27 protein-coding genes are annotated in these 21061 nt (G+C 59.3%); 24 read left to right on the top strand and 3 right to left on the bottom strand.

All coding sequences use genetic code 11. The annotated features are described in order from the left end of the window. The first annotated feature begins 68 nt into the window (after window positions 1-68). The 21 genes from DESPR_RS00950 to DESPR_RS17605 all read left to right on the top strand — a co-directional run bounded on the left by DESPR_RS00950 (window position 69) and on the right by DESPR_RS17605 (window position 16240). Window positions 69-1532 carry a phage major capsid protein gene (locus DESPR_RS00950; protein ID WP_169701491.1) on the top strand — a complete coding sequence of 488 codons (1464 nt, stop codon included), beginning with the start codon at window positions 69-71 and terminating at the stop codon, window positions 1530-1532. A gap of 61 nt (window positions 1533-1593) precedes the next feature. Next, entirely contained in the window at window positions 1594-1980 is a 387-nt protein-coding gene (locus DESPR_RS00945) for a hypothetical protein (RefSeq protein ID WP_015722933.1), read from the top strand. A 3-nt stretch (window positions 1981-1983) separates the two neighbouring features. Further along, window positions 1984-2283 (top strand): head-tail joining protein, encoded by a 300-nt coding sequence (locus DESPR_RS00940; protein ID WP_015722932.1) that lies wholly within the window; start codon window positions 1984-1986, stop codon window positions 2281-2283. Then, a complete protein-coding gene (locus tag DESPR_RS00935) occupies window positions 2280-2702 on the top strand; it encodes a hypothetical protein (RefSeq protein WP_015722931.1) in 423 nt (140 codons plus the stop codon). Before DESPR_RS00940 ends, DESPR_RS00935 begins: the two co-directional genes overlap by 4 nt. A 28-nt stretch (window positions 2703-2730) precedes the next feature. Next, entirely contained in the window at window positions 2731-3465 is a 735-nt protein-coding gene (locus DESPR_RS00930) for a phage tail tube protein (protein WP_015722930.1), read from the top strand. A gap of 35 nt (window positions 3466-3500) precedes the next feature. Next, window positions 3501-3926: a hypothetical protein gene (locus DESPR_RS00925; protein WP_015722929.1), complete on the top strand. Its 426-nt coding sequence runs from the start codon at window positions 3501-3503 to the stop codon at window positions 3924-3926. 29 nt (window positions 3927-3955) lie between these two features. Next, window positions 3956-6574, top strand: a complete 2619-nt coding sequence (locus DESPR_RS00920; protein WP_015722928.1) for a tape measure protein — start codon at window positions 3956-3958, stop codon at window positions 6572-6574. Continuing rightward, complete coding sequence (locus DESPR_RS00915) at window positions 6575-7462, top strand: hypothetical protein (protein ID WP_015722927.1); 888 nt, start codon at window positions 6575-6577, stop codon at window positions 7460-7462. It abuts the gene before it with no gap. After that, a complete protein-coding gene (locus tag DESPR_RS00910) occupies window positions 7462-8217 on the top strand; it encodes a hypothetical protein (protein ID WP_015722926.1) in 756 nt (251 codons plus the stop codon). Before DESPR_RS00915 ends, DESPR_RS00910 begins: the two co-directional genes overlap by 1 nt. A gap of 9 nt (window positions 8218-8226) precedes the next feature. Next, window positions 8227-8559, top strand: coding sequence for a hypothetical protein (locus DESPR_RS00905; RefSeq protein ID WP_015722925.1), 333 nt, complete (start codon window positions 8227-8229; stop codon window positions 8557-8559). A gap of 3 nt (window positions 8560-8562) precedes the next feature. Then, window positions 8563-8880 carry a hypothetical protein gene (locus DESPR_RS00900; RefSeq protein ID WP_015722924.1) on the top strand — a complete coding sequence of 106 codons (318 nt, stop codon included), beginning with the start codon at window positions 8563-8565 and terminating at the stop codon, window positions 8878-8880. A gap of 1 nt (window position 8881) precedes the next feature. Then, window positions 8882-10447 carry a hypothetical protein gene (locus DESPR_RS00895; RefSeq protein ID WP_169701490.1) on the top strand — a complete coding sequence of 522 codons (1566 nt, stop codon included), beginning with the start codon at window positions 8882-8884 and terminating at the stop codon, window positions 10445-10447. Further along, a complete protein-coding gene (locus DESPR_RS00890; RefSeq protein WP_015722922.1) occupies window positions 10444-11244 on the top strand; it encodes a phage BR0599 family protein in 801 nt (266 codons plus the stop codon). The genes DESPR_RS00895 and DESPR_RS00890 overlap by 4 nt, the downstream gene beginning before the upstream one ends. A gap of 9 nt (window positions 11245-11253) precedes the next feature. Next, window positions 11254-11490, top strand: a complete 237-nt coding sequence (locus tag DESPR_RS00885; protein WP_015722921.1) for a hypothetical protein — start codon at window positions 11254-11256, stop codon at window positions 11488-11490. Beyond that, window positions 11487-11732 (top strand): hypothetical protein, encoded by a 246-nt coding sequence (locus tag DESPR_RS00880; protein WP_015722920.1) that lies wholly within the window; start codon window positions 11487-11489, stop codon window positions 11730-11732. Before DESPR_RS00885 ends, DESPR_RS00880 begins: the two co-directional genes overlap by 4 nt. Next, a complete protein-coding gene (locus DESPR_RS00875) occupies window positions 11732-13990 on the top strand; it encodes a phage tail protein (RefSeq protein WP_015722919.1) in 2259 nt (752 codons plus the stop codon). Before DESPR_RS00880 ends, DESPR_RS00875 begins: the two co-directional genes overlap by 1 nt. 8 nt (window positions 13991-13998) lie before the next feature. Continuing rightward, window positions 13999-14418, top strand: a complete 420-nt coding sequence (locus tag DESPR_RS00870) for a hypothetical protein (protein WP_015722918.1) — start codon at window positions 13999-14001, stop codon at window positions 14416-14418. Window positions 14419-14425: 7 nt separating this feature from the next. After that, window positions 14426-14866, top strand: coding sequence for a hypothetical protein (locus DESPR_RS00865; RefSeq protein WP_015722917.1), 441 nt, complete (start codon window positions 14426-14428; stop codon window positions 14864-14866). Between the two features lie 114 nt (window positions 14867-14980). Further along, complete coding sequence (locus DESPR_RS00860; RefSeq protein ID WP_015722916.1) at window positions 14981-15358, top strand: hypothetical protein; 378 nt, start codon at window positions 14981-14983, stop codon at window positions 15356-15358. After that, entirely contained in the window at window positions 15355-15615 is a 261-nt protein-coding gene (locus DESPR_RS00855; protein ID WP_015722915.1) for a hypothetical protein, read from the top strand. The genes DESPR_RS00860 and DESPR_RS00855 overlap by 4 nt, the downstream gene beginning before the upstream one ends. Window positions 15616-15703: 88 nt before the next feature. Continuing rightward, the gene (locus tag DESPR_RS17605) at window positions 15704-16240 is read left to right on the top strand and encodes a TIGR02594 family protein (protein WP_015722914.1); all 537 of its coding nucleotides are present in this window, start codon (window positions 15704-15706) and stop codon (window positions 16238-16240) included. 514 nt (window positions 16241-16754) lie between these two features. Here DESPR_RS17605 and DESPR_RS00845 read toward each other — a convergent pair. The 3 genes from DESPR_RS00845 to DESPR_RS00830 all read right to left on the bottom strand — a co-directional run bounded on the left by DESPR_RS00845 (window position 16755) and on the right by DESPR_RS00830 (window position 18857). After that, window positions 16755-17063: an addiction module antidote protein gene (locus DESPR_RS00845; RefSeq protein ID WP_015722913.1), complete on the bottom strand. Its 309-nt coding sequence runs from the start codon at window positions 17061-17063 to the stop codon at window positions 16755-16757. After that, complete coding sequence (locus tag DESPR_RS00840; RefSeq protein WP_015722912.1) at window positions 17050-17394, bottom strand: type II toxin-antitoxin system RelE/ParE family toxin; 345 nt, start codon at window positions 17392-17394, stop codon at window positions 17050-17052. Before DESPR_RS00840 ends, DESPR_RS00845 begins: the two co-directional genes overlap by 14 nt. 911 nt (window positions 17395-18305) lie before the next feature. Continuing rightward, window positions 18306-18857: a hypothetical protein gene (locus DESPR_RS00830; RefSeq protein WP_015722911.1), complete on the bottom strand. Its 552-nt coding sequence runs from the start codon at window positions 18855-18857 to the stop codon at window positions 18306-18308. A gap of 829 nt (window positions 18858-19686) precedes the next feature. Here DESPR_RS00830 and DESPR_RS18165 point away from each other — a divergent pair. The 3 genes from DESPR_RS18165 to trfA are packed head-to-tail and all read left to right on the top strand — an operon-like array spanning window position 19687 to window position 21048. After that, a complete protein-coding gene (locus DESPR_RS18165) occupies window positions 19687-19926 on the top strand; it encodes a helix-turn-helix domain-containing protein (RefSeq protein WP_015722909.1) in 240 nt (79 codons plus the stop codon). After that, a complete protein-coding gene (locus tag DESPR_RS00815) occupies window positions 19898-20122 on the top strand; it encodes a helix-turn-helix domain-containing protein (protein WP_015722908.1) in 225 nt (74 codons plus the stop codon). The genes DESPR_RS18165 and DESPR_RS00815 overlap by 29 nt, the downstream gene beginning before the upstream one ends. Further along, window positions 20119-21048, top strand: coding sequence for a plasmid replication initiator TrfA (trfA, locus tag DESPR_RS00810; protein WP_081457912.1), 930 nt, complete (start codon window positions 20119-20121; stop codon window positions 21046-21048). The genes DESPR_RS00815 and trfA overlap by 4 nt, the downstream gene beginning before the upstream one ends. Window positions 21049-21061 lie beyond the last annotated feature (13 nt).

Genomic DNA, 21061 nt, shown 5'->3' with positions numbered 1-21061 from the left:
TATTTTTGTTGGCAAATGGTCTCCGCGCCGACGCCCCCGAGGATGAGGCGTGGAATTTTTACCAAGATATGCAGACACGTGGTGTCGTGTTCGATGGCCCTGAGCAGATCGGTGGCGATGGCCAGCGGTCTATACCCTCTGCCCCTGCAACGCCTCCGGCGGTGCAACCCGTCACACCCCAGCCCACCCCACCGCCGGCACCGGAGAACAACCGGTCCGACGACGGCTTCACCCGGGCGCTGGAGATCATGGAACTGTGCAACCGGCATGGCATCGAGGGCGACCAGCGCACGGCCATGCTCAAGCCGGAGGTGACCATTGATCAGGCCCGCTCAATGGTCCTGGACGCACTGGCCCAACGGAGTGTTGCGCACCATCCGGGGTTTGCCCCGTCCGGACCGCAAATTGTGGTGGATGAACGCGACAAGTTCCGCGCCGCCGCCTGCACCGGCCTGTTCCTGCGCTGCGGCTTGCCCCTGGACGGTGAACGCGGACTGGTGACCACCCTTGAAGGCTGTGGCTGGAAGGTGGATCGAGCCCATGACGTGGGCCGGGACTTTCGCGGCTACTCCCTGCGCGAACTCGCCCGCGAGTGCCTGCGCAAGGCCGGGCAGTCGGCGGGTGGCGATCCCATGGAGATGATCGGCCGCGCCATGACCGTAAGCGACCTGTCGGTGTTGATGAGCAACGTGGCCAACAAGGCCCTGTTCGAGGGCTATGCCTCGGCGGACGAGACCTGGGAGATTTGGGCGGACGGATCCGGATCGGTGCCGGACTTCAAGCAGAACACCTTGGCCATGGTGTCGGAGTTCGATGATCTCGACGAGATCAAGAACGATTCCGGCTACAAGTACGGTGATCGGAGCGATACCAAGGAGGTCTACCAGATTGCCACCTTTGGCAAGATGGCGGCGATCACCCGTACCACGGTCATCAACGATGACCTCATGGCCATGGCCGATATGTACATGTCCATGGGCGAGGCGGCCAGCCGCAAGATCGGCGATGTCGCCTATGGCGTTTTGACCGCCAACGCGGCCATGCGGGATGGCAAGGCTCTGTTTCACGCCGACCACAAGAACCTGGGTACGCCGGGGGCGCTTGGCGAGGCCACCATTGCCGAGGCCATCAAGCTGGCCGGACTCCAGAAGGGACTCAAGGCCAAGCAGGCGCTAAACATCTCCCTGCAGTATTTCATCGCCCCCAAGTCCATCGAGGGCTCCGCCGAGATTTTCTTTGCCTCCAACCAGTTCTCCGCGGACGACAAGGGCAGCACCCGGACCAACATCTACGGCGGTACCCGCTTCCAGCGGGCCTATGATGCCCGGCTCGATGAGGCAAGCCCGACCGCTTACTACTTTGCCGGTCCCAAGCGCAAGACCGTGCGCCTCTTCTTCCTCAACGGCAATCGCACGCCCTGGTTGGAGTCCAAGACCGGCTGGACCACCGATGGCGTGGAGTACAAGGTCCGTATCGATGTCTGCGGCAAGGCCGTGGACTGGAAGGCACTGGTCAAGAACGCTGGTCAGTAAAAATATCCCTCAAACATAACCGACCGGAGCTGGACCGCCAGCTCCGGCATGGAGAACAGCCATGGAGCGAAGAGGACTCGAGCCCACCAAGCGGGTGGCCTATTTTGAATATGACTTTTCCGTCGATGGCGGCGCTATCGGCGATATTCCCCTGCGCGGTGACAGTCTCCCCGAGGGGGCGGTGGTCACCGGCGGCATGGTGCATGTCAAGACAACCTGCACAGGCGGTGCCTCGGCCACGGTTTCCCTGAAAGTGGAAAGTGCCGCCGATGTCATGGCGGCAACCGCCATGGCCGGCATGGTCACCAATGCCCTGCTGGATGTGGAACCGGACGGCACAGCGGCCAATGCGATCCGGACCACGCAAAACGGCCGGCAGGTGGTGGCCACCATTGCCACGGCGGCTCTGACCGCCGGCAAGTTCGTCGTCGCCTTGGAATACCTGTAAGCCATGATCGATACCAACGAGACCCTGGGCTTTCTCCTGGAGGATTTCGGCGTGGAGGCACTGATCAACGGCGGCCCGAAGACCATCGTGGTGGATCCTTTTCTGGATGGTTCAACCGAGTTCAACGGAGAAACCATCGACCACTCCGGACCGTTCGCCATTGCCGCGGTGGCTGATACCGAGGCCTTGGCCGCCGGCGACCAGGGCGACACCCTGACCATCAACGGAACCGACTTCACCCTCCTGGCCATCGATCCCGATGGCCAGGGCGGGGTGGTGTTGCGGCTGGAGGAACAGCCATGATGCGCGCCGAGATATCAGACGCGATCAAGGGCAGGCTCTCCAGCCTCGGGGTGTTTGGATCGGTGTGCGGGTTGGTGGCCGACAAACCTGTCTACCCACTGGCCAAAGTATGGGCACCAGGATGCCCCAAGGAAAACCTGGACAATTCGCCACAAGCCCGCATCGACCTGCGGGTTGCCGTGCAGATAGAAACCCATCTCGAACGGGACGCTGACGGCAACAGCATCGATAGTCCCTTATACAACCTGGTTGACCAAGTATTTTCGACCCTGCACGGGCTCCAGCTTCCTGGGCGCGGCAGCCAACCCATGATCGTGTTCGACTCGCCAGGTTTGAGTGGGTTCGGTGATTCTGGGCAGGCTGTCTACCTGTTGCAGGTGTCGGTGCGAGTCATGCCCGAACTGTTTTCTTTAACCTGACCAAGGCCATCCGGCCGGGAGAGACACAATGAACAACGCACCTGTGGGATTGATCGCCGCCGGCGACCTCTACATGGATTTTCTCGACAGTAACGGGAACTCGACCGGTTTTCAGCTCGCTGGAAACTGTAAAAAGTTCGCGCCCAAGGTCGAGACCGAAACCAAGGAAAACAAGCTCAACGGCCGCGACACCTTCGGCCAGACGGCCGAGTCGTTCACGCGAATCACCGGCAGTTCGCTGAGCATGACCTTCAACCGCTACGATCCGCAGATTCTGGCGGCCGCATTCATGGGGAGCGCGGTCGATATGACAGCCGCTGCCGGGCCATATACCGCAAGCATCACGGCAATCAAGGATCGGTGGGTGGAGACTGGATACACGGGGCTGGACACCTGCGTGGTCAAGGATGCCACCGATACCACCACCTATGTCGCGGGCACCGATTATGAGGTCAACAAGCGGACCGGCATGATCAAGGCGCTGACCACGGACCTGGACGGCGACACCCTGCATGTCAGCGGCGATACCCTGGCGAAGACGGGAGCGAAGATCACCGCCGGTACCCAGTCGGTGGTCAATGTCGCTCTGCGCCTGGATGGCAAGAACCTGGCCACGGGCGGCAACGTCCTGGTGACCGTCTGGCAGGCCCAGCTCCGGAGCGAGACCGATTTCGACTTCATGGGCGAGGACTTTCCGGAGGTGACGTTCACCGGCACGCTGATCACGCCCACCGGCAAGAGCTGGCCGTTCCAGGTCGAATAATCAGCCGTTGAATCGGTCTTTATAGAGGATTGAACATGCAAAAAACGAAAACCATCCAGATCGGCCAGCGGTCGTTCACTCTGAAGGAATTGCCGACCCGAGCCATCTGGGAGCTGATCAACGGCGAGGATGCGCAGATATCCGCAACTGCACTCAACCGGTGCCAGGGGCTGCTGGCCATGGCATGCCCGGAATTGTCCGCCGAGGCCCTGCTCGACCTCTATCCCTCGGAGATTGAGGAGTTGTGGCAAGGCTTTGAGGAGGTCAACGCCGCTTTTTTGGGAGTGGTCCGGCGGATCGGCCTGATCGATATCCTGATCGACGGCCTGAAGCCGGTTCTGGAGGGAGAACTCCGCGAGGCAATGTCCAGGATAGGGCAGATTTCGACCGAGCAATTTGCCTCCTCATTACCGCCGGCCACGGTCCCCTTGTCTGGGACTACGGCTACGGCTTCTTCCTGAGAGCATTGGCGGCACTGACAGGCAAGTAGATGGCGAACCAGTCTAGAATAGAGATCGTCCTCAGCGCGGTCGACCGTGGGCTGACGGCTGGGTTCAATCGTGCCCTGGGAGCGATCAAATCCTTTGTCTCAGGAGCAAAGGGCGCCGATGCCGGCATCAACGGCCTGACGTCCTCGGTGAGCGGTCTGCTCCGTGCCCTGGGCGCCACGGTCTCCGCCGCCGCTGGCCTGCAGAAGCTGGTCACTGTCTCCCGCGAGTTCGACAAGATCAGCTCCGGCCTGATCACAGCCACCGGCAGCGCCGAGAAGTCGGAGGTTGCCTTTGCCGCCATCCAGGACTTTGCCGCCAAGACTCCATACGACTTGGCGCAGGTGTCTGAGGCATTTGTCAAGCTGGTGAACATGGGGCTCGATCCATCGGAGCGGGCCTTGACCAGTTATGGCAACACTTCGGCATCGATGGGCAAGGATCTCAACCAGATGATCGAGGCGGTGGCCGATGCCGCCACCGGTGAGTTCGAGCGCTTGAAGGAGTTCGGCATCAAGGCCAGCTCCGAGGGCGACAAGGTCAGCTTCACCTTTCGCGGAGTCACCACCACGGTGGGCAAGAACGCCAAGGAGATCGAGGAGTATCTGATCAAGCTGGGCGAGACCAACTTCGGCGATGCCATGGCCAACCGGATGGCAAAACTCGACGGCAAGCTGTCGAATTTTGCTGATGAGTGGAACAAGGTTTTCCTCAACATCTCCCGGGCAGGAATCGGCAACATGATCGCCGATGGGGTGCAAGTTGGTATCAATGCCCTGGAAGAGCTGAATGCCATGATCGCCTCGGGGCAGCTGGAAGGCTATCTCCGGGCCATTGTCACCCAGTTTGCCGGCTGGGGGGACGATATCAAAAAGACCATCGATATTGTTGGTGGCTGGTGGAGCGATTTTACCGGGGATCTGGGCCAACAAGGCCAGGAGGTTGTGGATGAGTTGATTCACGCCTTTGAACGGTTCCCGGAGAATGTCCGTGCCTTCATCGGCCTGGTGACCGTCTACGTTGCTGCTGAGTTCGACAAGGTGATGGCGCGGGCCAGGGCGTTCAAGCTCACCATCGCGGCGATGTTCACCCAGGGAGACACCTACGATGTCGGGCAGATTGCCAGCGATCTGGACAGGGAACTGAAGATTGCCAACCAGGCCCGTGACGCCTCGGTTGACTCCATCCTTGCGCAACGTGATGCCACGGCCAAGGCGGCGGCGGATCAGCGCACCCAGGCGATGCTCGAACGGGTAGCTTTCGAGGAAAAGGAGAAAGCCAGGAAGGCAGCCAATGTCGAGGCCCTGGCCCAGTTCCGAGTCCAGACCGCTGCCTCGCAGGCTGCCACAAAGTCCTCCAAGGAGGAGGGGAAAGCCAAGCGTGAAGCGGCAGCCGCCGCCAAGAAGGCCGCCACCGAGGCCAAGAAGGAGTACGAGGAGCAAAGAAAGATCGCGTCCGAGAAAATGCGGGCCGCCTCCCAGGAGAAGATCCTCGCCCTGGAGCTGGAAAAACTGGAGGCGGAGAAGCTCGGCACCAAGCTGGCCCGGGCAGAGGCGGAACTGGCGATTGATAAAAAGATCATGGCGGAACGCCTCAGCCTCAAGCGTCAGGAAATCGAGGCCATGAAGGTCGATGCCGCACGGCCCGATTCCAACACCAGCCAGGCCGATATCATCCGCGCTCAGTCGGAACTGGCCGCCATGCAGGTCGACGCGGTCAAGCAGGAACATGAGGACCTGGCCCAGGTGGCCACTGAACGGATGGCCGAGGTTGAACAGGCGTGGAGGCGCGGCCAGGCTTCGGTTGAGCAGTACAGGGCGGCTGTGCGTGCCGCCGGTGCCGCCGGCGTGATCACCGCCGACGAGATGCGGGAGAAGCTGATTGCCGCCGGCGACGACATGGGGGCCGCGCTTTCTCTGGGATTTCAAAAGGCCAGGGAGAAGATGCAGACCGATGCCGAGGTCATGATCTACATCGGCGAGAACATTGGCGAGCAGATCGCCGGCGGGCTGACCTCGGCCTGGGATTCGTTTATCACGGGTACTGCCAGCGCCAAGGAGGCCATGATCGATTTCGCCCGGTCAACCATTTCGTGGCTCACGCAGATCATCATGAAACACATGATCCTCAACGCCCTGCGGGCCGTGGGTTTTGGCTTCTCCGCCGGCGGCCAGGCCGTGCAGGCGTTCGCCCGGGGCGGCTGGGTCCAGGCCCTGGCCGGCGGTGGCGCGGTCCAGGGCTGGAGCCCCTCCAGGACCGCCGACAATATCCCGGCCTGGCTCACGGCCCGGGAGTTCGTCCATCCCGTGGACGCGGTCGACTACTACGGCCTGCCGTTCATGGAGATGGTCCGGCGCAAACTGTTCCCCCGTAACCTGGCCCGGGCGCTTGCCGGGGCCACCCTGCCGAGGATCCCCAGCGGCAACCGGCTGGCCGCCGGCGGGCAAGCCGCGGCCGCACCCGCCACCACGGTCAAGTCCGGCGATACCCGGCTGCGGGTGATCAATGTGCTCGACCGCAACATGGTGGGCGATTTCCTGCGCACCGCCGACGGCGAGACCGCCATCCTCAACATGATCCGCCGCAACGGCACCACCATCCGCACCTTGATCGGAGGATAAATGGCCTACACCAACGGCACCGCCGCCAACTACAAGGACCTGCTCGCCATCCTGACCACCTTTGCCGCGGCCAACGGTTGGACCGTGCTCACCCAGAGCGCGACCGAGGTATACCTGCGGGGCTCCGGCCCCTCCGGGCTTGATAAAATCTATGTGGGCGTCAAGGCCTATGAGGATTCAACCGTCGGCTACTACAACTGGGAGCTGTTTGGCTCGGTCCTGTGGAAATCGACCTTCCCCATTGACGCGCAGCCCCTCAACAACAAGGACACCTGGTCCACCCTCTGCACCTTTTGGAATCAGCAAATCCCCTACTGGATGATCGCCTCAGCCAAACGCATCATTCTTTTTGCCAAGGTGTCATCGGTCTACACCTCGGTGCATCTCGGGTTCATCGACCCTGCCGGAACCCCCGAGCAATACCCGTACCCCTTGTTTATCGGCGGCACCGACTCCACCTTGACCAACCCGTATTCCTCGACATCGCAAGGCGCATGGTGGGCGGGCTCAAGTCCGGCCCCCGGGCGCCTCTATCTGCCCGGCGGGACATGGGGGCGGGCAAATTATGGGAACGGCGGTATCAACGCCACCTATTTTGAACCTGACTTCCCCGTCATTACTCGCCCGGATTTGACCATCTACGGCCCCTATCAAGGGGTGCGCGCCAACCTGTTGACCGCGCCAGGCGACGAATACCTGTTGGAGCCGATATTCATCAAGGATTTACGCCGTTCGGCCATCTATGGCAGCGTCGACGGCGTGTTCAGGGTGACCGGGCACAAGAACGCCTCGGAGAACATCATCACCGTGGCCGGGGTCAACTACATCTGTTTCCAGGATGTGCATCGGGTTGGATACGGTGATTATTGCGCGATGAGGATGAGCTGATGGCCGCATATTACGAAGGCACATTCGACACGGTTGCCAACTACCTGGCAGCCCTGGCCGCTTTTGGGGCAGATAACGGTTGGGTTGTTTCCGTCAACACCACAACAAAAGTGGTTATGGCAAAGGCCGGGATCGAGTTCACCTCGGAATATTCCAACGCCACATCCATCAACCGCTCGATCACGGTTGGCGGGTCAACCAGTCCGGTGCTGTTGGATCAAAACTTCTCGGTCGGCTACAAGTACGGCTTTTATTCGGTGGGGAACAATCTCTATTTCTCCCGTGAGTATCTCTATTCGGTATCGGTAACGGTGCATTGGGGCGGGGTGTTCACCGTCACCGAAAAATGCGGGACATGGAGTGGCGGCGCGTGCCTGGCCCTGAGTTATACCTCAAGCGCAACCAGGATTTATGGCCTGTTCGGCAGCCAGCCATACTACCGGTCGGCGTTGCTCAAGGACGGGGCGTGGTCAACGGCCGGGTCGGCGGCGGAAGCGGGAAGACTGTGGACCTCATGGGGTCAGGAATGGGGGACGGTGTGGCCGAATTATTTCAACGCCGTCGTTGTTCCTTGTCCCATCCTTGCCGGGGTCTATGACGCCAACACCGCCTATTTCATCCCGATTGGCATGCTCCCCGGGGTGTATACCCAGGGGCGGGGCAACGTCTACGCGGCCGGCGAGCAGATCACGATCAACGGCAGTACCTATCTGTTTGCCTACAACTCATCAAATTTATTGTTCAAAATCAGTTAGGAGAAAAACATGGCTGTTGTATCCGTTGCATCCGGCGCCCAGGCCGCCACCGTCAACACCGAACATTCCCTGGCGCAGTTGACCGGGATCGGCATTTACATCCTTGAGGTTGACACCTCGGAGCTCCAGGCGGGCGACACCCTGGAGATTCGTCTCAAGACCACCTGCCGCCCAACCGATGACCTGAAGGACGCCAAGGTTGAGACAATTTCCGGGGCACAGGTTGACAAGAACTGGCATTCGGTGCCCCTTCCCCTGGCCTCCGGCGATCAGATTGCCGCCACAATCACCCAGACGGCCGGCACGGGCCGGACATTCCCCTGGAACCTGATGCGGATGTAAGCCGTGACCAAAGACCTGCTTTGGCGGCACAGCCTTCAAATCATTCACCAGACCATTTACGGCCATGTCGTGCCGTTTGCTGGCCATGCGGGGCTGGAGTCCGGGGTGAGCTTCTGCCCGGCTACGAAAACGGTGGATGGCTACCGCGACATCCCGGCCACCGCCGATTACACCGCAGGCGGTCTTGGGACTCCGGCAGCCGGAACACTCACCAGCACCGTGCCGATCGAGGTCGTGCATTGGACGATTGCCAATTCCACCGGGGAGGTTAGCATGATCGACCAGTGGCGGTACGGTCTCACCACCTATATGAGGCCATAATATGCCGGTAGGAACAATCATGCAAATGTCCATGGTGCCGTTGTCCGGGTTGAGCGCCAGGACAACCAACCTGGAGACGGCGCTGTTCACCCGGTACATCCGGCCGGAACGGTTTGATATGGGGCTGGTGTCCAAGGATCAGGCGTTTCCGGTGTATCTGCACAACGGCGAGAGCGTTGCCCGGACCGTGTCGGCAATTAACGCCTCGGGCCAGGTGGAGGGGATCGGCCTTGACCTGACCACTCCGGCGACCATCGCGCCACACACAAGCCAGAGGATCGTTGTCTCGGTCGACTCCGAAGGCCCGGCCATCTTCGAGGCCCTGTTCAGCTTTTTGACCACGGCCACAAACGATCCGCTGTGGACCATCCTTGGCACCCGGCCGCCGCAGCTCTCCGGCGACATCGGCTATCTGTTCTTCCCGCACAACTGGGAGAACGGGCTGGATGAGTCGCTGGCCTGGAAAACGGATGTGATGATTGCCCATGACCGCACCGAGCAGCGGGTCCAGTTGCGTACCCTGCCTCGGCGTACTTGGGAGGTGCGGATGCTGGTGTCCGGGGCTGGCCGCCGCCAGCTGGAGACCTGGCTGGGGATGCGCAAGTCCCGGTACCTGTTCGCGCCGATCTGGCGGGATGCGTTCCGGCTGACTGGCGATATTGCCGCCGGGGCCACCACCATCCCGATCACCGAGGGCTCGGACAATTTCGTCATCGGTACGCCGGTGGCGGTGTGGACCGATTGGCAGACCGCCGAGGTGCGGACCATCACCGGCGTGGGTGCCACCTATTTGGCGGTGGATGCGCCGTTCGGCCGGGACTGGCAGGCCGGGTTGGCTTGGATGGCGCCGTGCCGCTCTTGCCTCTCCCTGGAGCAGCGGCGAGTCAGTAGGTTCACCGAGGACGTGGGCGATTATCGGCTCAGCTTGCTGGCCACGGACGACGGTTGGGAACCGTCCGGGGGCGCCGTGGAGCTGTATCTGGATGTGCCGCTGTGTCCGTTCGTGCCGAGCTGGGAGGATGGCGAGGAGGGCTACGACAACAAGTGGGTGCGGCTGGACAACGACACCGGGGTGCTGGAGTTCGATGTGCAATCCGAGGAGCCGGTGTTGAGCCGGGATGCCAGGTTCCTGCTGGTCGGCCGGGCCGACATCAACACCTTTCTCGCCTTTCTCAAGGCCAGGGGCGGCCGGCTGGCGCCGTTCTGGCTGGCCGCCAATGACCGGGGGTTCGAGCTCTCGGTGCCGGCGGAAGCGGGCGCATCGTCCATCGTCATCCAGCCGATCGGTTACGAGTACGCCCTCAAGGACAGCGCGGCCCGCCAGCACCTTGAACTGATCACCACCGATGGGACAATCATCCGGCGGAAGGTGCTCGGCGTGGAGACCCTGGCCAGCGGCGAGGAAAAGCTGACCCTGGACGCCGCCTTGCCGGTGGCTGTGTCCGCAGAAGCGCTCAACCGCTGCGCCTGGCTGGAGCTGTGCCGCCTGGACAGCGATGAGATTACCGTCCATTGGGTGACCGCCGAGTGTGCCGAGGTCACCCTGCCGATCGTGGTGCTGCCATGAGCTACGCGACCTATGAAGAATCCGACTCTTCCGGCCAGCCGCTGGAGTTGTACCGCTTCTCGGTGGGCGCCCAGCAATGGCTGTTCACCAGCGCGGACCATGAGGTGGGGAGTTTGGCTGAGGAGAAATACCAGCCCGTCTACATCAAGCGCGGCGGGTTCTCCAAGGGCGGCGATGCCCGGCGGAGCACCATGGACATCGAAATCAACGCGGCCAACGATGTGGCCCTGTTGTTCCGTGACGGCTGGCTGGCCGGCACGGTGATCGTGACCATTTTCCGGCTGCACCACGGCGACAGCGAGAAACAGCTGTTCTGGAAGGGCCGGATCACCGGCTGCAAGTGGGCCGGGTCCGTGGCCACCCTTTCCAGCGACTCGGCCTTCACCCTGTTCAAGCGGGCCGGATTGCGGCGGGTGTACCAGGTGGGGTGTCCGCATGTGCTCTACTCGGCCGCGTGCGGGATCAATGCCGACGCCCGCAAGGTGGTCGGCACCGTGATGGAGGTGATTGACGGCAGGCTCACCGTCGACGGGCTGACCTCGTTCGCCTCGGGGTATTTTCTCGGCGGCATGCTGCAGGCCGGGACCGAACTGCGGATGATCAACGGCCACGAGGGGGCGACGATCACCATGGTCGATGCCATCGGCGGCCTGGTGGCCGGGACAGAGGTGACCCTGTGGCCGGGCTGCCGCCACGACATGAATGACTGCGGGGGCAAATTCAACAACATCGTCAACTATGGCGGGCTGCCCTATCTGCCCACCAAGAACCCGTTCAGCGGCGACGCATTGGTGTAGGGAGGCGGCATGGCTTGGCAATATGTGGTGCTCGCGGTCCTGGTGGTTGCCTCCTATCTGTTGCGGCCCAAGCCGTACACACAGGTGACCCCGACGCCTGGCGACGTGGAAACGACCACCGTGGACTCTTCCAGTCCGGTGCCGGTGCTGTTCGGCACCCGACTGATCAGCAAGACCAACTGCGTGTGGTACGGCGACATCAAGACCACGCCGATCGAATCCTGTGGAGGCGGCAAGAAAATATGAACAAGCGTGTTTACCTCTGGCATTTCCGGGCACTGGAATACTGCAATCGCGGCATGCGCAGGTGGTTTGCCAGCCGGGGCATTGCCTGGCAGGACGTGCTGAACGATGGGGTGGATGCCGAGCTGTTGTTGGCCTCCGGTGACGCCATGGCCATCGCGGCGGTGGAGTTCGCCGCGTCCACCGGTTGGACCAGGGAGCCGATTGCAGGCGATGCGGCGGCCAAGCGTGGGGGGTGCGTCTGATGGGCGGCGGCAAGGGGGATGAATGTTACGTCACCGGGTACCGCTACTATGCGGGCCTGCACCTGGTGTTCTGCCATGCGCTCGACAAGCTCATCAAGATCAAGGTCGGCGACAAATGGGCCTGGGAAGGCGCGGTGACCGCCAACCAGACCATCGCCGTCAGCAAGCCAAACCTGTTCGGCGGCGATGGCCGCGAAGGCGGCATCAAGGGCAATGTCGACGTGTGCTTTGGCCTGCCGGACCAGCCGCAGAACAGTTATCTGCAAAAGAAACTGGGCAATGATATTCCGGCATTCCGCGGGCTGTTTGGACTGATCGCCCGCCGGTGCCTTTTGGCGGCCAACAATCCGTACATCAAGGAGTGGGCCATCCTGGGGCAGCGATCCAGGGTTGGCTGGCGGGATGATCTGGCCGATATTGTCGCCGCTGATGGATACGTGGATATGAACCCGGCACACATCATCTACGAGGCCCTGACCAATACCACCTGGGGCGGGCTGGGCTACCCGGTGGCCGATCTGGACACAGCCTCGTTCGAGAGCGCCGCCTACTTTCTCGCCTCCGGCACCGACCCACGGCAGGAGGGGTTCGGCCTGTCGCTCCTGTGGGCCAGAGACAGCAGTATCGAGGACTTCCTCAACATCATCCTCGACCACATCGACGGCGTGCTCTATTTCAGCCACCGCACCGGCCTGCTCACCCTCAAGCTGATCCGCAACGACTACACCAAGGCGCTGTTGCCGGTGATCGACCAGCGCAGCGCGGTGGAGCTGGTGGAATACTACGTTGCCTCAGCCGCCGAGGCGGTCAACCAGGTGACGGTCAAATGGGTGGACCGGGCCAATCAGGCCCAGGCCACCACGGTCCAGGACATTGCCGGGATCACCCGCGCCGGCGGTCAGATCATCCAGGCCACCGTCGAAATGCCCGGCATCGCCACCGAGGAGTGGGCGCACAAGATCGCGGCCCGCGAGCTCCAGCAGATGGCCATGCCCCTGGCCTCCTGCACGCTTACGGTCAACCGCAAGCACTGGAGCCTTGAGCCCGGCGACTGTTTTGTCTTCGATTGGCCGCCCATCGGCCTGTCCGGCGTGGTCATGCGGGTCAACCAGGTGGAGATCGGCGAGTACACCGACAGCACCTTGCGCATCAAGGCGGCCCGCGACGTCTACGGCCTGGGCCCGGTGGCCATCACCACCCCGGCGGAAAGCCTGTGGACAAACCCGCTGACCGCGCCGGCCGATGCGGTGCGGCGGAAAATCCAGGAAATCACCTGGTGGCAGTTCGTGCGCCTCTTCGGCGAGTCCGCCGCCGTGCTGGCCGAGCTGGAAGACGACAGCACCATGCTCACCTGCTGCTGCGACCGCCCCAGCAGCGATGCCCTCAACTATGAGATGTGGACCCGCAACGTGGGCGCCGCTGAGTTCGTCAAGCGGGATACCGACTCCTTCCCGTTCGTCAGCGCCACGGCGATGCCGCTGTCGCCGGAGATCAGCTCGGTGATCCAGTTGCAGGATGCGGATATCGACACCGATCTGGTCAAGGTCGGCACCTATGCGGCATTGGGCGACGAACTGGTGGCCATCACCGCCATGGATGCCATCAATGGCACCCTGACGGTCAACCGGGGCGTGCTCGACACCATCCCCGTGGCCCATGCGGCCGGCACCCTCCTGTGGTGCCACCAATCGTTCTTCGGCCTGGACCGCACCGACCGCGCCGTCGGCGAGCAGGTGGAGATCAAGCTGTTGCCGTCCACCGCCGAGGGGCGGTTGCAACTGGCCGACGCCAGCACCGACACCCATACCTGCGTGGGGCGGATGATGCGGCCCTATCCGCCGGGCAACGTACAGGTCAATGGGCAGCGGTGGCCTGACAAGATCAACATCCAGGACGGCATAACGATTACCTGGGCGCACCGGGATCGAACGCAACAGACCGTCACCCTGGTTCGCCAGGACGAAGGCAACATCGGCCCGGAAGCCGGGGTCACCTACGCTGTCCGGGTTTATGACGCCGTTACGGGGGCGATGCTCAAGGAGCAAACCGGTATCACCGGGACAAGCGATACCACTGATCTAATCGCCCTCGGCCACACCGATGTCGAAACGGTCAGGATTGAACTTGAGAGCATTCGCGCGAGCCTTGTCAGCCAGCAGAGGTGGAGCCTCACTGTTGCCATCGACGCCGACCAAAACGCCGTTGCCCTCGATGGCGAGTATATCGCTCTTGATGGCGATCGAGTCTACCTGTTTTAAGGAGGAAAATGAAAAATATCATCTCAACCAACCCGTCGCTGACAAGGGCGGGAGCCAAGGTAATGGCGTTTGATGCGCAGGGCAATGTCGGCCATTTGGACCCTGACGCGGTAACTTCTGTCGCCGGAAAGACCGGCGCGGTCACGCTGGCCAACACTGACGTCAGCAACGTGACCGCGCTGAACACCAGCTATGACGATGTGGGGACCGTGACCCTGGTCACGCACGATACGGCAACCACCACACTCACCCCAGGCAACCTAATTAGCGGCACGGTTCTCAGGCTGGTGAATATCAGTTTCACCAACAACGGCAACGTGGTGGCCTACAAATCGGCAGTAACCGTTTCCGGGACATGGAAAATCCTTAGCCCATCAACGCCTGCTTCCGGCTTGCACAACATCGTCGCGGCCAAAAAAATAGCATGAGGACCCCATGAATTTTATTTCAGCAAAAAAACCTGTTGCCACGCCTACCGGCGGGGTCGACCTGCTGGCGACATTCGCCGAGCTTGGCGAGATCCCATTCCACGCCACCCCAGACTCTCCGCAGGACTACAACCGCGATCTGTACCAGCGGGCCATGGCCGGGGAGTTTGGTGCAATCGCGCCATGCCCTGCCGCCGTCAATGATCCGGTGCCGCCATCGGTGACCATGCGCCAGGCGCGGCTGGCCCTGCTTCAGGCCGGACTCTTGACCCAAGCAGAGGCCGCCGTTGCCAACATGGCGGGAGATGCTGGAGACCGGGCGCGGATTGAGTGGGAGTACGCGCAGGAAATACAGAGAGACTGGCCGACGCTGACCACGATAGCCGGGGCAATGGGTTTGACCAACGAAGAAATTGACAATCTTTTTACTCTGGCCGCCACCCTATAGCACCCCCGATGGGACAAACCAGCATTGGGACGCCAGGACGAGGGCAACATCGGCCCGGAGGCCGGGGTCGCCTACACTGTCCGGGCTCTATGGCGAGACCATGAAGGAGAGAAGATGCCTACAGGTGAAGAAATAAGCTGGTGGCGTGAGGTGTTGGGCGCCATCAGCGCAGCCTTGATCGCCGTGGCGACCTGGTCCTTTATAGCCGGCAGAAAATCCCGGGAGTTCGAACAACAGCTTGAATCGCTCAAGTCTACCCAGGAACAGATCGTTGCCGATCTACGAAAGGAAATTTTGACGGTCGTGCAGCAGTCCATGTCCACCGCGGCCCTGCAGCAGTTGGAACAGGCCGGGGAAATCCGGACGAACATCGCCGTCATTCAAGCCCTGATCGGAGAAATGCAGGAAGATATCAAGGCTATTTTTGAGCGGCTTGAACGAAGAAAGATTGAAATCTATCCCCCTCCACACGGGGAAAGGAGAGAGCAATGATGGAGCGAAACAGCGAGGGAAAAATGGTGTGGGCCGTAATTGCCATTGTTGGGATGCAGTTCCTTGGTGTTGACATCAAGGAGATAATCGCCATGTTAAGCGATATGCAGCAGCAGGCTGAGGCTATCCAGGTGAGATCCCATGGTCTGCTTGGCGGGGATATTGCGTTGCCAGCGCTTGTCGGAATCTACGCGTGGGGACGTACAAAGCTCAAACAGACCCGCGAGCAATCAGGAGCCGAAAAGGTTGATGCTTGATTGATATGATTAAAAATGGGAAGGTTAATTGATAGTTTTTCTACAGTAACGCTGCACGATACAGGAAAACGTACTGAAGGAGGACAGGATGACAGGATCGCAAAAATTGCCTGAAGAGTATGCGTGGTTAGCCAATGAGCCAGCCCCCAGAATGCTGCTTGAGGCCTTGAGGCTTTACGGGACTCAAGAAGTGGTTGGGGAGGAAAACAATCCAGATATCCTGGCCTGGGCGGAGGAATGTAACATTGCAGGTTACAACGCTGATTCTATTCCCTGGTGTGGGCTGTTTATGGCCATTGTGGCTCGTCGGTCTGGAAAGGATATGCCGGACAGTCCTCTCTGGGCAAGATCCTGGGCTAAATGGGGGACAAAGTCACCTTCTGCACAGCTCGGAGATGTACTTGTTTTTAAGAGAGGATCAGGTGGGCACGTTGGCCTGTATGTCGGTGAAGACTCAGATTGTTACCACGTTCTCGGCGGAAATCAGGGCGATGCGGTATCTATAAAGCGAATTGTAAAATCAAGATGCATAGCCGTGCGCCGACAATACAAAATCGGAGTCCCCCCTAATGTGCGCAGGGTTCTGCTCTCCGCTACTGGGAGTATATCGGTTAACGAGGCGTAACAGGGCGGCAAGGGTATGAATGAATACGAGCAAATGGCCAAAAAAGAAAAGCCGTAGCTTGGCTTGCTACGGCTTTTCACGAGTGTCAATTAGTGTCAATTTTTAGTTTTTAGACAATCGACCAACTCATTGTTTTTGTGGTGCTCCAGGCAGGATTCGAACCTGCGGCACCAGGATTAGGAATCCTGATAAATATCTTTATTTTTAATTATTTATATTATTTAGTCGCATTTTTGGGCGCATTTATGTGAGCTGCGTGGAAGGATAGGCATTGTCTCCCAGCAACCTGTCTGCAGCTGATTTTCGGTTCTTTCACGCCACACGAAACACACAAGGCATCAGCTTCACGCTCTCTTCTTTTGTGTCGCGTTCCAGGCAAACTGGACAACAGCGTCCCTAGATCCTTCTCGCCCTGATTTTCCAACCACTCTGCCAACTGACTGGTCAAGAGTCATCCTTTTCGCCGCTCTTTTAAAGAAGCATGGATTGGAGATTTACGCACAGAGAGGCAGAGTTATGCGTTCAATTTTTGCGGTGACAGGCGATAGCCCATGGCGTGAATGATGGCGTTGACGCTGGCAAACTCGGGGTTGCCGTCTTCGGAGAGGGCTTTCTGTACCCCCTTGCGGCTCAGGCCGGTTTCTTCGGCTATCTTGGTCACGCCCTTGACGCGGCTCAGGACACGCAGCGACGAGAGCAAGGCCCCTGTGTCGCCATCCTTGGCGTATTCCTCAAACATGAGGACGATATATTCATCCATCTCTTCCGGATGGTCGCGGAAGTAGGATTCTTCAACGTCGGAAAATGATCTATAGTTTTTCATGGGTCAGATACTCCCGCCAATAGGCTTTCGCCTGTTTGATGTCTTTCTTCTGGCTTCCCTTGTCGCCGCCGCAGAGCAAGACAACGATGTTATCCGCGTCTTCCCCGAAATAAACCCGATAGCCGGAACCAAAGAACATGCGTAATTCGCTAATCCCATCCCCTACCGGCTCACAGTCGCCATAGTTCCCTTGCTCAAGGCGCGCAATTCGGATCAAGACGCGCTTTCGCCCCATGCTGTCTTTCAGCCCATAGAGCCAGTCGGTAAAAGGCTCGTTGCCCTCCTGATCCGCATAGACGATGACCCGTTTTGGTTTTGCAAGTCGTGCCATTCTCTCTACTCCTTCCATTATATCACTGCGAACCATGGTACGCAACGTGCCTTGAAGCCCTTTATAGTTTCTTGGGCGAGAATAACAGTTTTTTGCAGGCAATCCCCTGTTTTTTATGAGGATTGTCGAGGCTGGTCTTTGCGGGCGATCCCCGCCGAAGAGGGCAGGGCGGGTGCTATGCGTTCCAAGAGGGCTGGCCGAGCCTAAAGTCTCGGCCAGCCGGTAATTCCCCCTATCGCAAGGAAGGAAGAATTAGGGACTCCGTCCCTCGCTTTGAATGGCAAAGCAAAAGGGTTCCTCTACCAAGTGGTTCTACGCGCCGCCACCCTCCTCGATGCCTGGTGGGATTCCTCTGGAATCACTGGCCGGGATCGCGTGGAATCCGTGGCTGGAATCAAATGGAATTTGCAGTCCAACTCTGTTTGTCGTGTCACGGTCAGGGGTAGTGGACCTCTGCCTTTTCATCCGTGACGGACAGCACCACAACTCAGAGAAGTCGATGGCATTGGGAGAAATGATGTAACCATCCTCGATGACCAAAAGATAAAACTGATGCGCAGGTCACTCTCGGAGTCGCCCCAGATGTCACAGTCGGTGTCACGGTTAGTGTCACGTGACGTCACGCAGGAGAACAGACAAGAGAAGAACAGAATAGAAAAGACAACAAACAGGCAGTGTCCGTTTGTTGCTGTTACACACCGTTGTCGAATTCCGCCAAGGAAGAGGAAATACGAAAAAACATTCCACCACCATCCTGATCGCAACCAAGCAGGAATTTTGGAAACGCCCACCACGAGCAGGGGTTTTGTCCATTTTGTCCCTTTTGTCCGGGGAAAATAGCATGCAACCGGGTAGCCCGATGCCAAAAGAAACGGGACCGGATCAGTCACACCACCGGCCCGGGTAACTCGTCAACTCTTCTTCCGCCCTTTTGTTCCAGCAGGCAGCCTTTCTGCCATCTGCCGCACACGCTCTTCCAGCGCCCGCAACCGGGTGTCCAATTCCTGATCCCTGCCCGCTGTCAGCACTTCGTGGTAAACAGCGATGACCTCGACGAGGGATTCGCTGAACTTTGTTTTCGACTCGAGAATATCGAGCGCTTTGCGCAGGGTGCCGGCGAGGTGAACGCCAGCATCCTCCTGCAGTCCGTGGCTCTCCCCGATACCTTTCCCTTCCAGTTCCGTTCGCTGGGATACGGTCCCTCCTGATTCTGTACCGGCATCCGTGCCCCCCGCCAGCAGTCGCCGGCCAAGAAGCAGCATCTCTTCATACGTCATGCCGAAGTGGTTGGCGATCCGGGACCGGATAACCTCGGCGCCGGGCTTGCGTCCTTTGATGATCGCGTTGAGGTAGCCACGGTCGATGTTCTCAGTCCGCGCCAAGCGGACCTGGGCACCCCTGCCTTCCTGCTGCAGGAGGTGGTTCAGGGCTGTACGGAACTGGGTGGGAATGTCGTTGCTCATGGCTATCAATAGATCATTTGATCAATTTTTAGAAGAGGAATCGAATCGGCCACGATTTTCCCTGTATTGCCAGATACTGGCCTGGAGGTTCAGCTGAAAATTCATGGTGCGGGGTAATTTTTTCCCGTGATTATCAACCTATGGCGTCCAACAACGTCAGGGATGGAAAAACCATGAAACCCTTCCGGTGCAAACATTGTCACCTCTGTCTGCCAACAAATCCGCACGTCAAAAATCAACAGTATTGCGGGCGTACCGAATGTCAGCGCGCCAGAAAAAACGCCTGGCAACGAAATAAAATGGCGACCGATCCGGACTACGTCGACAACCAACAGAGAGCCCGTCAGAGTTGGCAGAAAAACAACCCCGACTACTGGCGTACCTACCGCCAAAAACGCCAGAAACCACCCCCCGCCGCATCCGCCCCCAAGCCTGTAAAGATGGACGCGTCCCGTCAAGTTTGTGACGACTTTTCGGGCAAATACCTTCTTTTACCAGTCGGGTCGAACGGACATGCAAAAATGGACGCGTTATTGGTCAAAATAATCAAAGTTATAAGGTGTTACGCACATGCAAAAAAGGACTCGATAGCCAGGCGCCCCGGTTCCTCCTATCGTAACCAGGAAAGCGGCGTGCCTTGAGCGGATGAAGGCGCTTCGCTGGTAACGCCAGGTTCCCTGCAACCATCGGTGACCCTTCGTTCCATTTGATGATCACCTGATCATTTATTGATCAATAGATCAATTTTTGCTGAAAAAACAGTATATTGAACCAAAAAATCGCCGCTTTTCAATTGACACTTCTCCGCCATCACTCTACATCATTGACCATGAAGCCTATCAAAAAGAGATTCACCCAGAAGGAGATCGCCCGGCAAGCGCAGATCGGCCCGGATTTCCTGTCGCACATCATCCATGGCGACCGTCCCTGCCCGCGCAAGGTGGCGGTGCGCCTGGAAGCGGTCACCGGCATCAGCAGGGTGACTTGGGTATGGGGTACTCCCGAAGAAATCCGCCATGCGGTCCAACAGGTATGCGCCCATGATTCGCGACACGTCCATCACGATTGAAGAAGCGGCCCAACTGGTCAAGTGCAGCTATCACACCATCCACCGGGCGATCAAGCGGGGTGATCTGCCGGCGTACAAGCCGGGCAAAACCGTCCTGATCATGGAGTCTGACCTGAATGAGTGGTTTCAAAGCACACGAATCCGCACGGTCAAGGTCGGCAGACCGCGTCGTTGCCTTCAGATTCAGAAACGATGACATCCGCACCCAGTCACGCAAACCCAAGCAAGAGGCCGGTCATGCCATTACACGCTGAAAACTCGCATGGATTGGAGAGGATAAACCCCATTTTGGACCGTTGCCTCCAGTCTCTTTCCCCGGAAATCCGGGCAAAGATTGCCGTGCTTCAGGAGCATCCTCTTCTTCCAACCTGTCCTGCCGGAATGCATGGGATACCCAACGTATTCCTGCGGTCAGCGCTGTTCGGCATGGTCCAGCGGGGTCAGCGAAAGATGGTCAACAAGGAAATTCTGCCCACTATCCGTGGTCTGCAGATTCGCTACACTGGCTGGCAGTTGGACCAGGCTGATCTTGATGTGTTCGCTCATGCCCTCTATCTGGCCTCGGCTCAGCCAACCGGGAAGTTGGTCCGGTTCACGGCAAAGGGATTTCTCACGGGCATCCACCGGAGTTATGGCAAACCAAACCGTCAATGGCTCAAGGAATCGCTCTGGCGCCTGACCACCTCCGCTGTTGAGATCGACCTGGAGGCACCAACTGCCATCGGGACGCAACCCTTTTCTTATGCTGACTCGCTCCTTGACGAATTCATCTACAACGAGACAGAGCGAAGTTATTTCCTCAAGTGCAATCCCAGAATGGTCAGGCTGTTCGATGCCGGCTGGACGCAGATCCCGTGGCGGCAACATGTGCAGCTGAAAACCGACCTTGCCAAATGGTTGCATGGCTTCTACGCCAGCCATCGCACACCGTATCCCACGAAGGTTAGCACCCTCCGTCACCTCTGCGGTTCAAATTGCCACCGCCTTTCAGATTACCGCTACAAGCTCCGAATCGCCCTCGACGAGTTGGTCCGTGGTGGGTTTCTCGGCTCCTGGCAAATCGACCAGGAAGACAAGATCCACGTCGACAAACGGTTACCGAAAACCTCGGGTACCACCTGAGAGTGGGGATAAC

Source organism: Desulfobulbus propionicus DSM 2032 (genome assembly GCF_000186885.1).
GTDB classification, from domain to species: Bacteria; Desulfobacterota; Desulfobulbia; order Desulfobulbales; family Desulfobulbaceae; genus Desulfobulbus; species Desulfobulbus propionicus.
This window is presented reverse-complemented; position numbering and strand designations above follow the sequence as displayed.

Excerpts from the sequence above, each read along its gene's own strand:
- DESPR_RS00950 (WP_169701491.1), top strand. The coding sequence starts at position 69 with ATGCAGACACGTGGTGTCGTGTTCGATGGCCCTGAGCAGATCGGTGGC.
- DESPR_RS00945 (WP_015722933.1), top strand. The coding sequence starts at position 1,594 with ATGGAGCGAAGAGGACTCGAGCCCACCAAGCGGGTGGCCTATTTTGAA.
- DESPR_RS00940 (WP_015722932.1), top strand. The coding sequence starts at position 1,984 with ATGATCGATACCAACGAGACCCTGGGCTTTCTCCTGGAGGATTTCGGC.
- DESPR_RS00935 (WP_015722931.1), top strand. The coding sequence starts at position 2,280 with ATGATGCGCGCCGAGATATCAGACGCGATCAAGGGCAGGCTCTCCAGC.
- DESPR_RS00930 (WP_015722930.1), top strand. The coding sequence starts at position 2,731 with ATGAACAACGCACCTGTGGGATTGATCGCCGCCGGCGACCTCTACATG.
- DESPR_RS00925 (WP_015722929.1), top strand. The coding sequence starts at position 3,501 with ATGCAAAAAACGAAAACCATCCAGATCGGCCAGCGGTCGTTCACTCTG.
- DESPR_RS00920 (WP_015722928.1), top strand. The coding sequence starts at position 3,956 with ATGGCGAACCAGTCTAGAATAGAGATCGTCCTCAGCGCGGTCGACCGT.
- DESPR_RS00915 (WP_015722927.1), top strand. The coding sequence starts at position 6,575 with ATGGCCTACACCAACGGCACCGCCGCCAACTACAAGGACCTGCTCGCC.
- DESPR_RS00910 (WP_015722926.1), top strand. The coding sequence starts at position 7,462 with ATGGCCGCATATTACGAAGGCACATTCGACACGGTTGCCAACTACCTG.
- DESPR_RS00905 (WP_015722925.1), top strand. The coding sequence starts at position 8,227 with ATGGCTGTTGTATCCGTTGCATCCGGCGCCCAGGCCGCCACCGTCAAC.
- DESPR_RS00895 (WP_169701490.1), top strand. The coding sequence starts at position 8,882 with ATGCCGGTAGGAACAATCATGCAAATGTCCATGGTGCCGTTGTCCGGG.
- DESPR_RS00890 (WP_015722922.1), top strand. The coding sequence starts at position 10,444 with ATGAGCTACGCGACCTATGAAGAATCCGACTCTTCCGGCCAGCCGCTG.
- DESPR_RS00885 (WP_015722921.1), top strand. The coding sequence starts at position 11,254 with ATGGCTTGGCAATATGTGGTGCTCGCGGTCCTGGTGGTTGCCTCCTAT.
- DESPR_RS00880 (WP_015722920.1), top strand. The coding sequence starts at position 11,487 with ATGAACAAGCGTGTTTACCTCTGGCATTTCCGGGCACTGGAATACTGC.
- DESPR_RS00875 (WP_015722919.1), top strand. The coding sequence starts at position 11,732 with ATGGGCGGCGGCAAGGGGGATGAATGTTACGTCACCGGGTACCGCTAC.
- DESPR_RS00870 (WP_015722918.1), top strand. The coding sequence starts at position 13,999 with ATGAAAAATATCATCTCAACCAACCCGTCGCTGACAAGGGCGGGAGCC.
- DESPR_RS00865 (WP_015722917.1), top strand. The coding sequence starts at position 14,426 with ATGAATTTTATTTCAGCAAAAAAACCTGTTGCCACGCCTACCGGCGGG.
- DESPR_RS00860 (WP_015722916.1), top strand. The coding sequence starts at position 14,981 with ATGCCTACAGGTGAAGAAATAAGCTGGTGGCGTGAGGTGTTGGGCGCC.
- DESPR_RS00855 (WP_015722915.1), top strand. The coding sequence starts at position 15,355 with ATGATGGAGCGAAACAGCGAGGGAAAAATGGTGTGGGCCGTAATTGCC.
- DESPR_RS17605 (WP_015722914.1), top strand. The coding sequence starts at position 15,704 with ATGACAGGATCGCAAAAATTGCCTGAAGAGTATGCGTGGTTAGCCAAT.
- DESPR_RS00845 (WP_015722913.1), bottom strand. The coding sequence starts at position 17,063 with ATGAAAAACTATAGATCATTTTCCGACGTTGAAGAATCCTACTTCCGC.
- DESPR_RS00840 (WP_015722912.1), bottom strand. The coding sequence starts at position 17,394 with ATGGCACGACTTGCAAAACCAAAACGGGTCATCGTCTATGCGGATCAG.
- DESPR_RS00830 (WP_015722911.1), bottom strand. The coding sequence starts at position 18,857 with ATGAGCAACGACATTCCCACCCAGTTCCGTACAGCCCTGAACCACCTC.
- DESPR_RS18165 (WP_015722909.1), top strand. The coding sequence starts at position 19,687 with ATGAAGCCTATCAAAAAGAGATTCACCCAGAAGGAGATCGCCCGGCAA.
- DESPR_RS00815 (WP_015722908.1), top strand. The coding sequence starts at position 19,898 with ATGATTCGCGACACGTCCATCACGATTGAAGAAGCGGCCCAACTGGTC.
- trfA (WP_081457912.1), top strand. The coding sequence starts at position 20,119 with ATGACATCCGCACCCAGTCACGCAAACCCAAGCAAGAGGCCGGTCATG.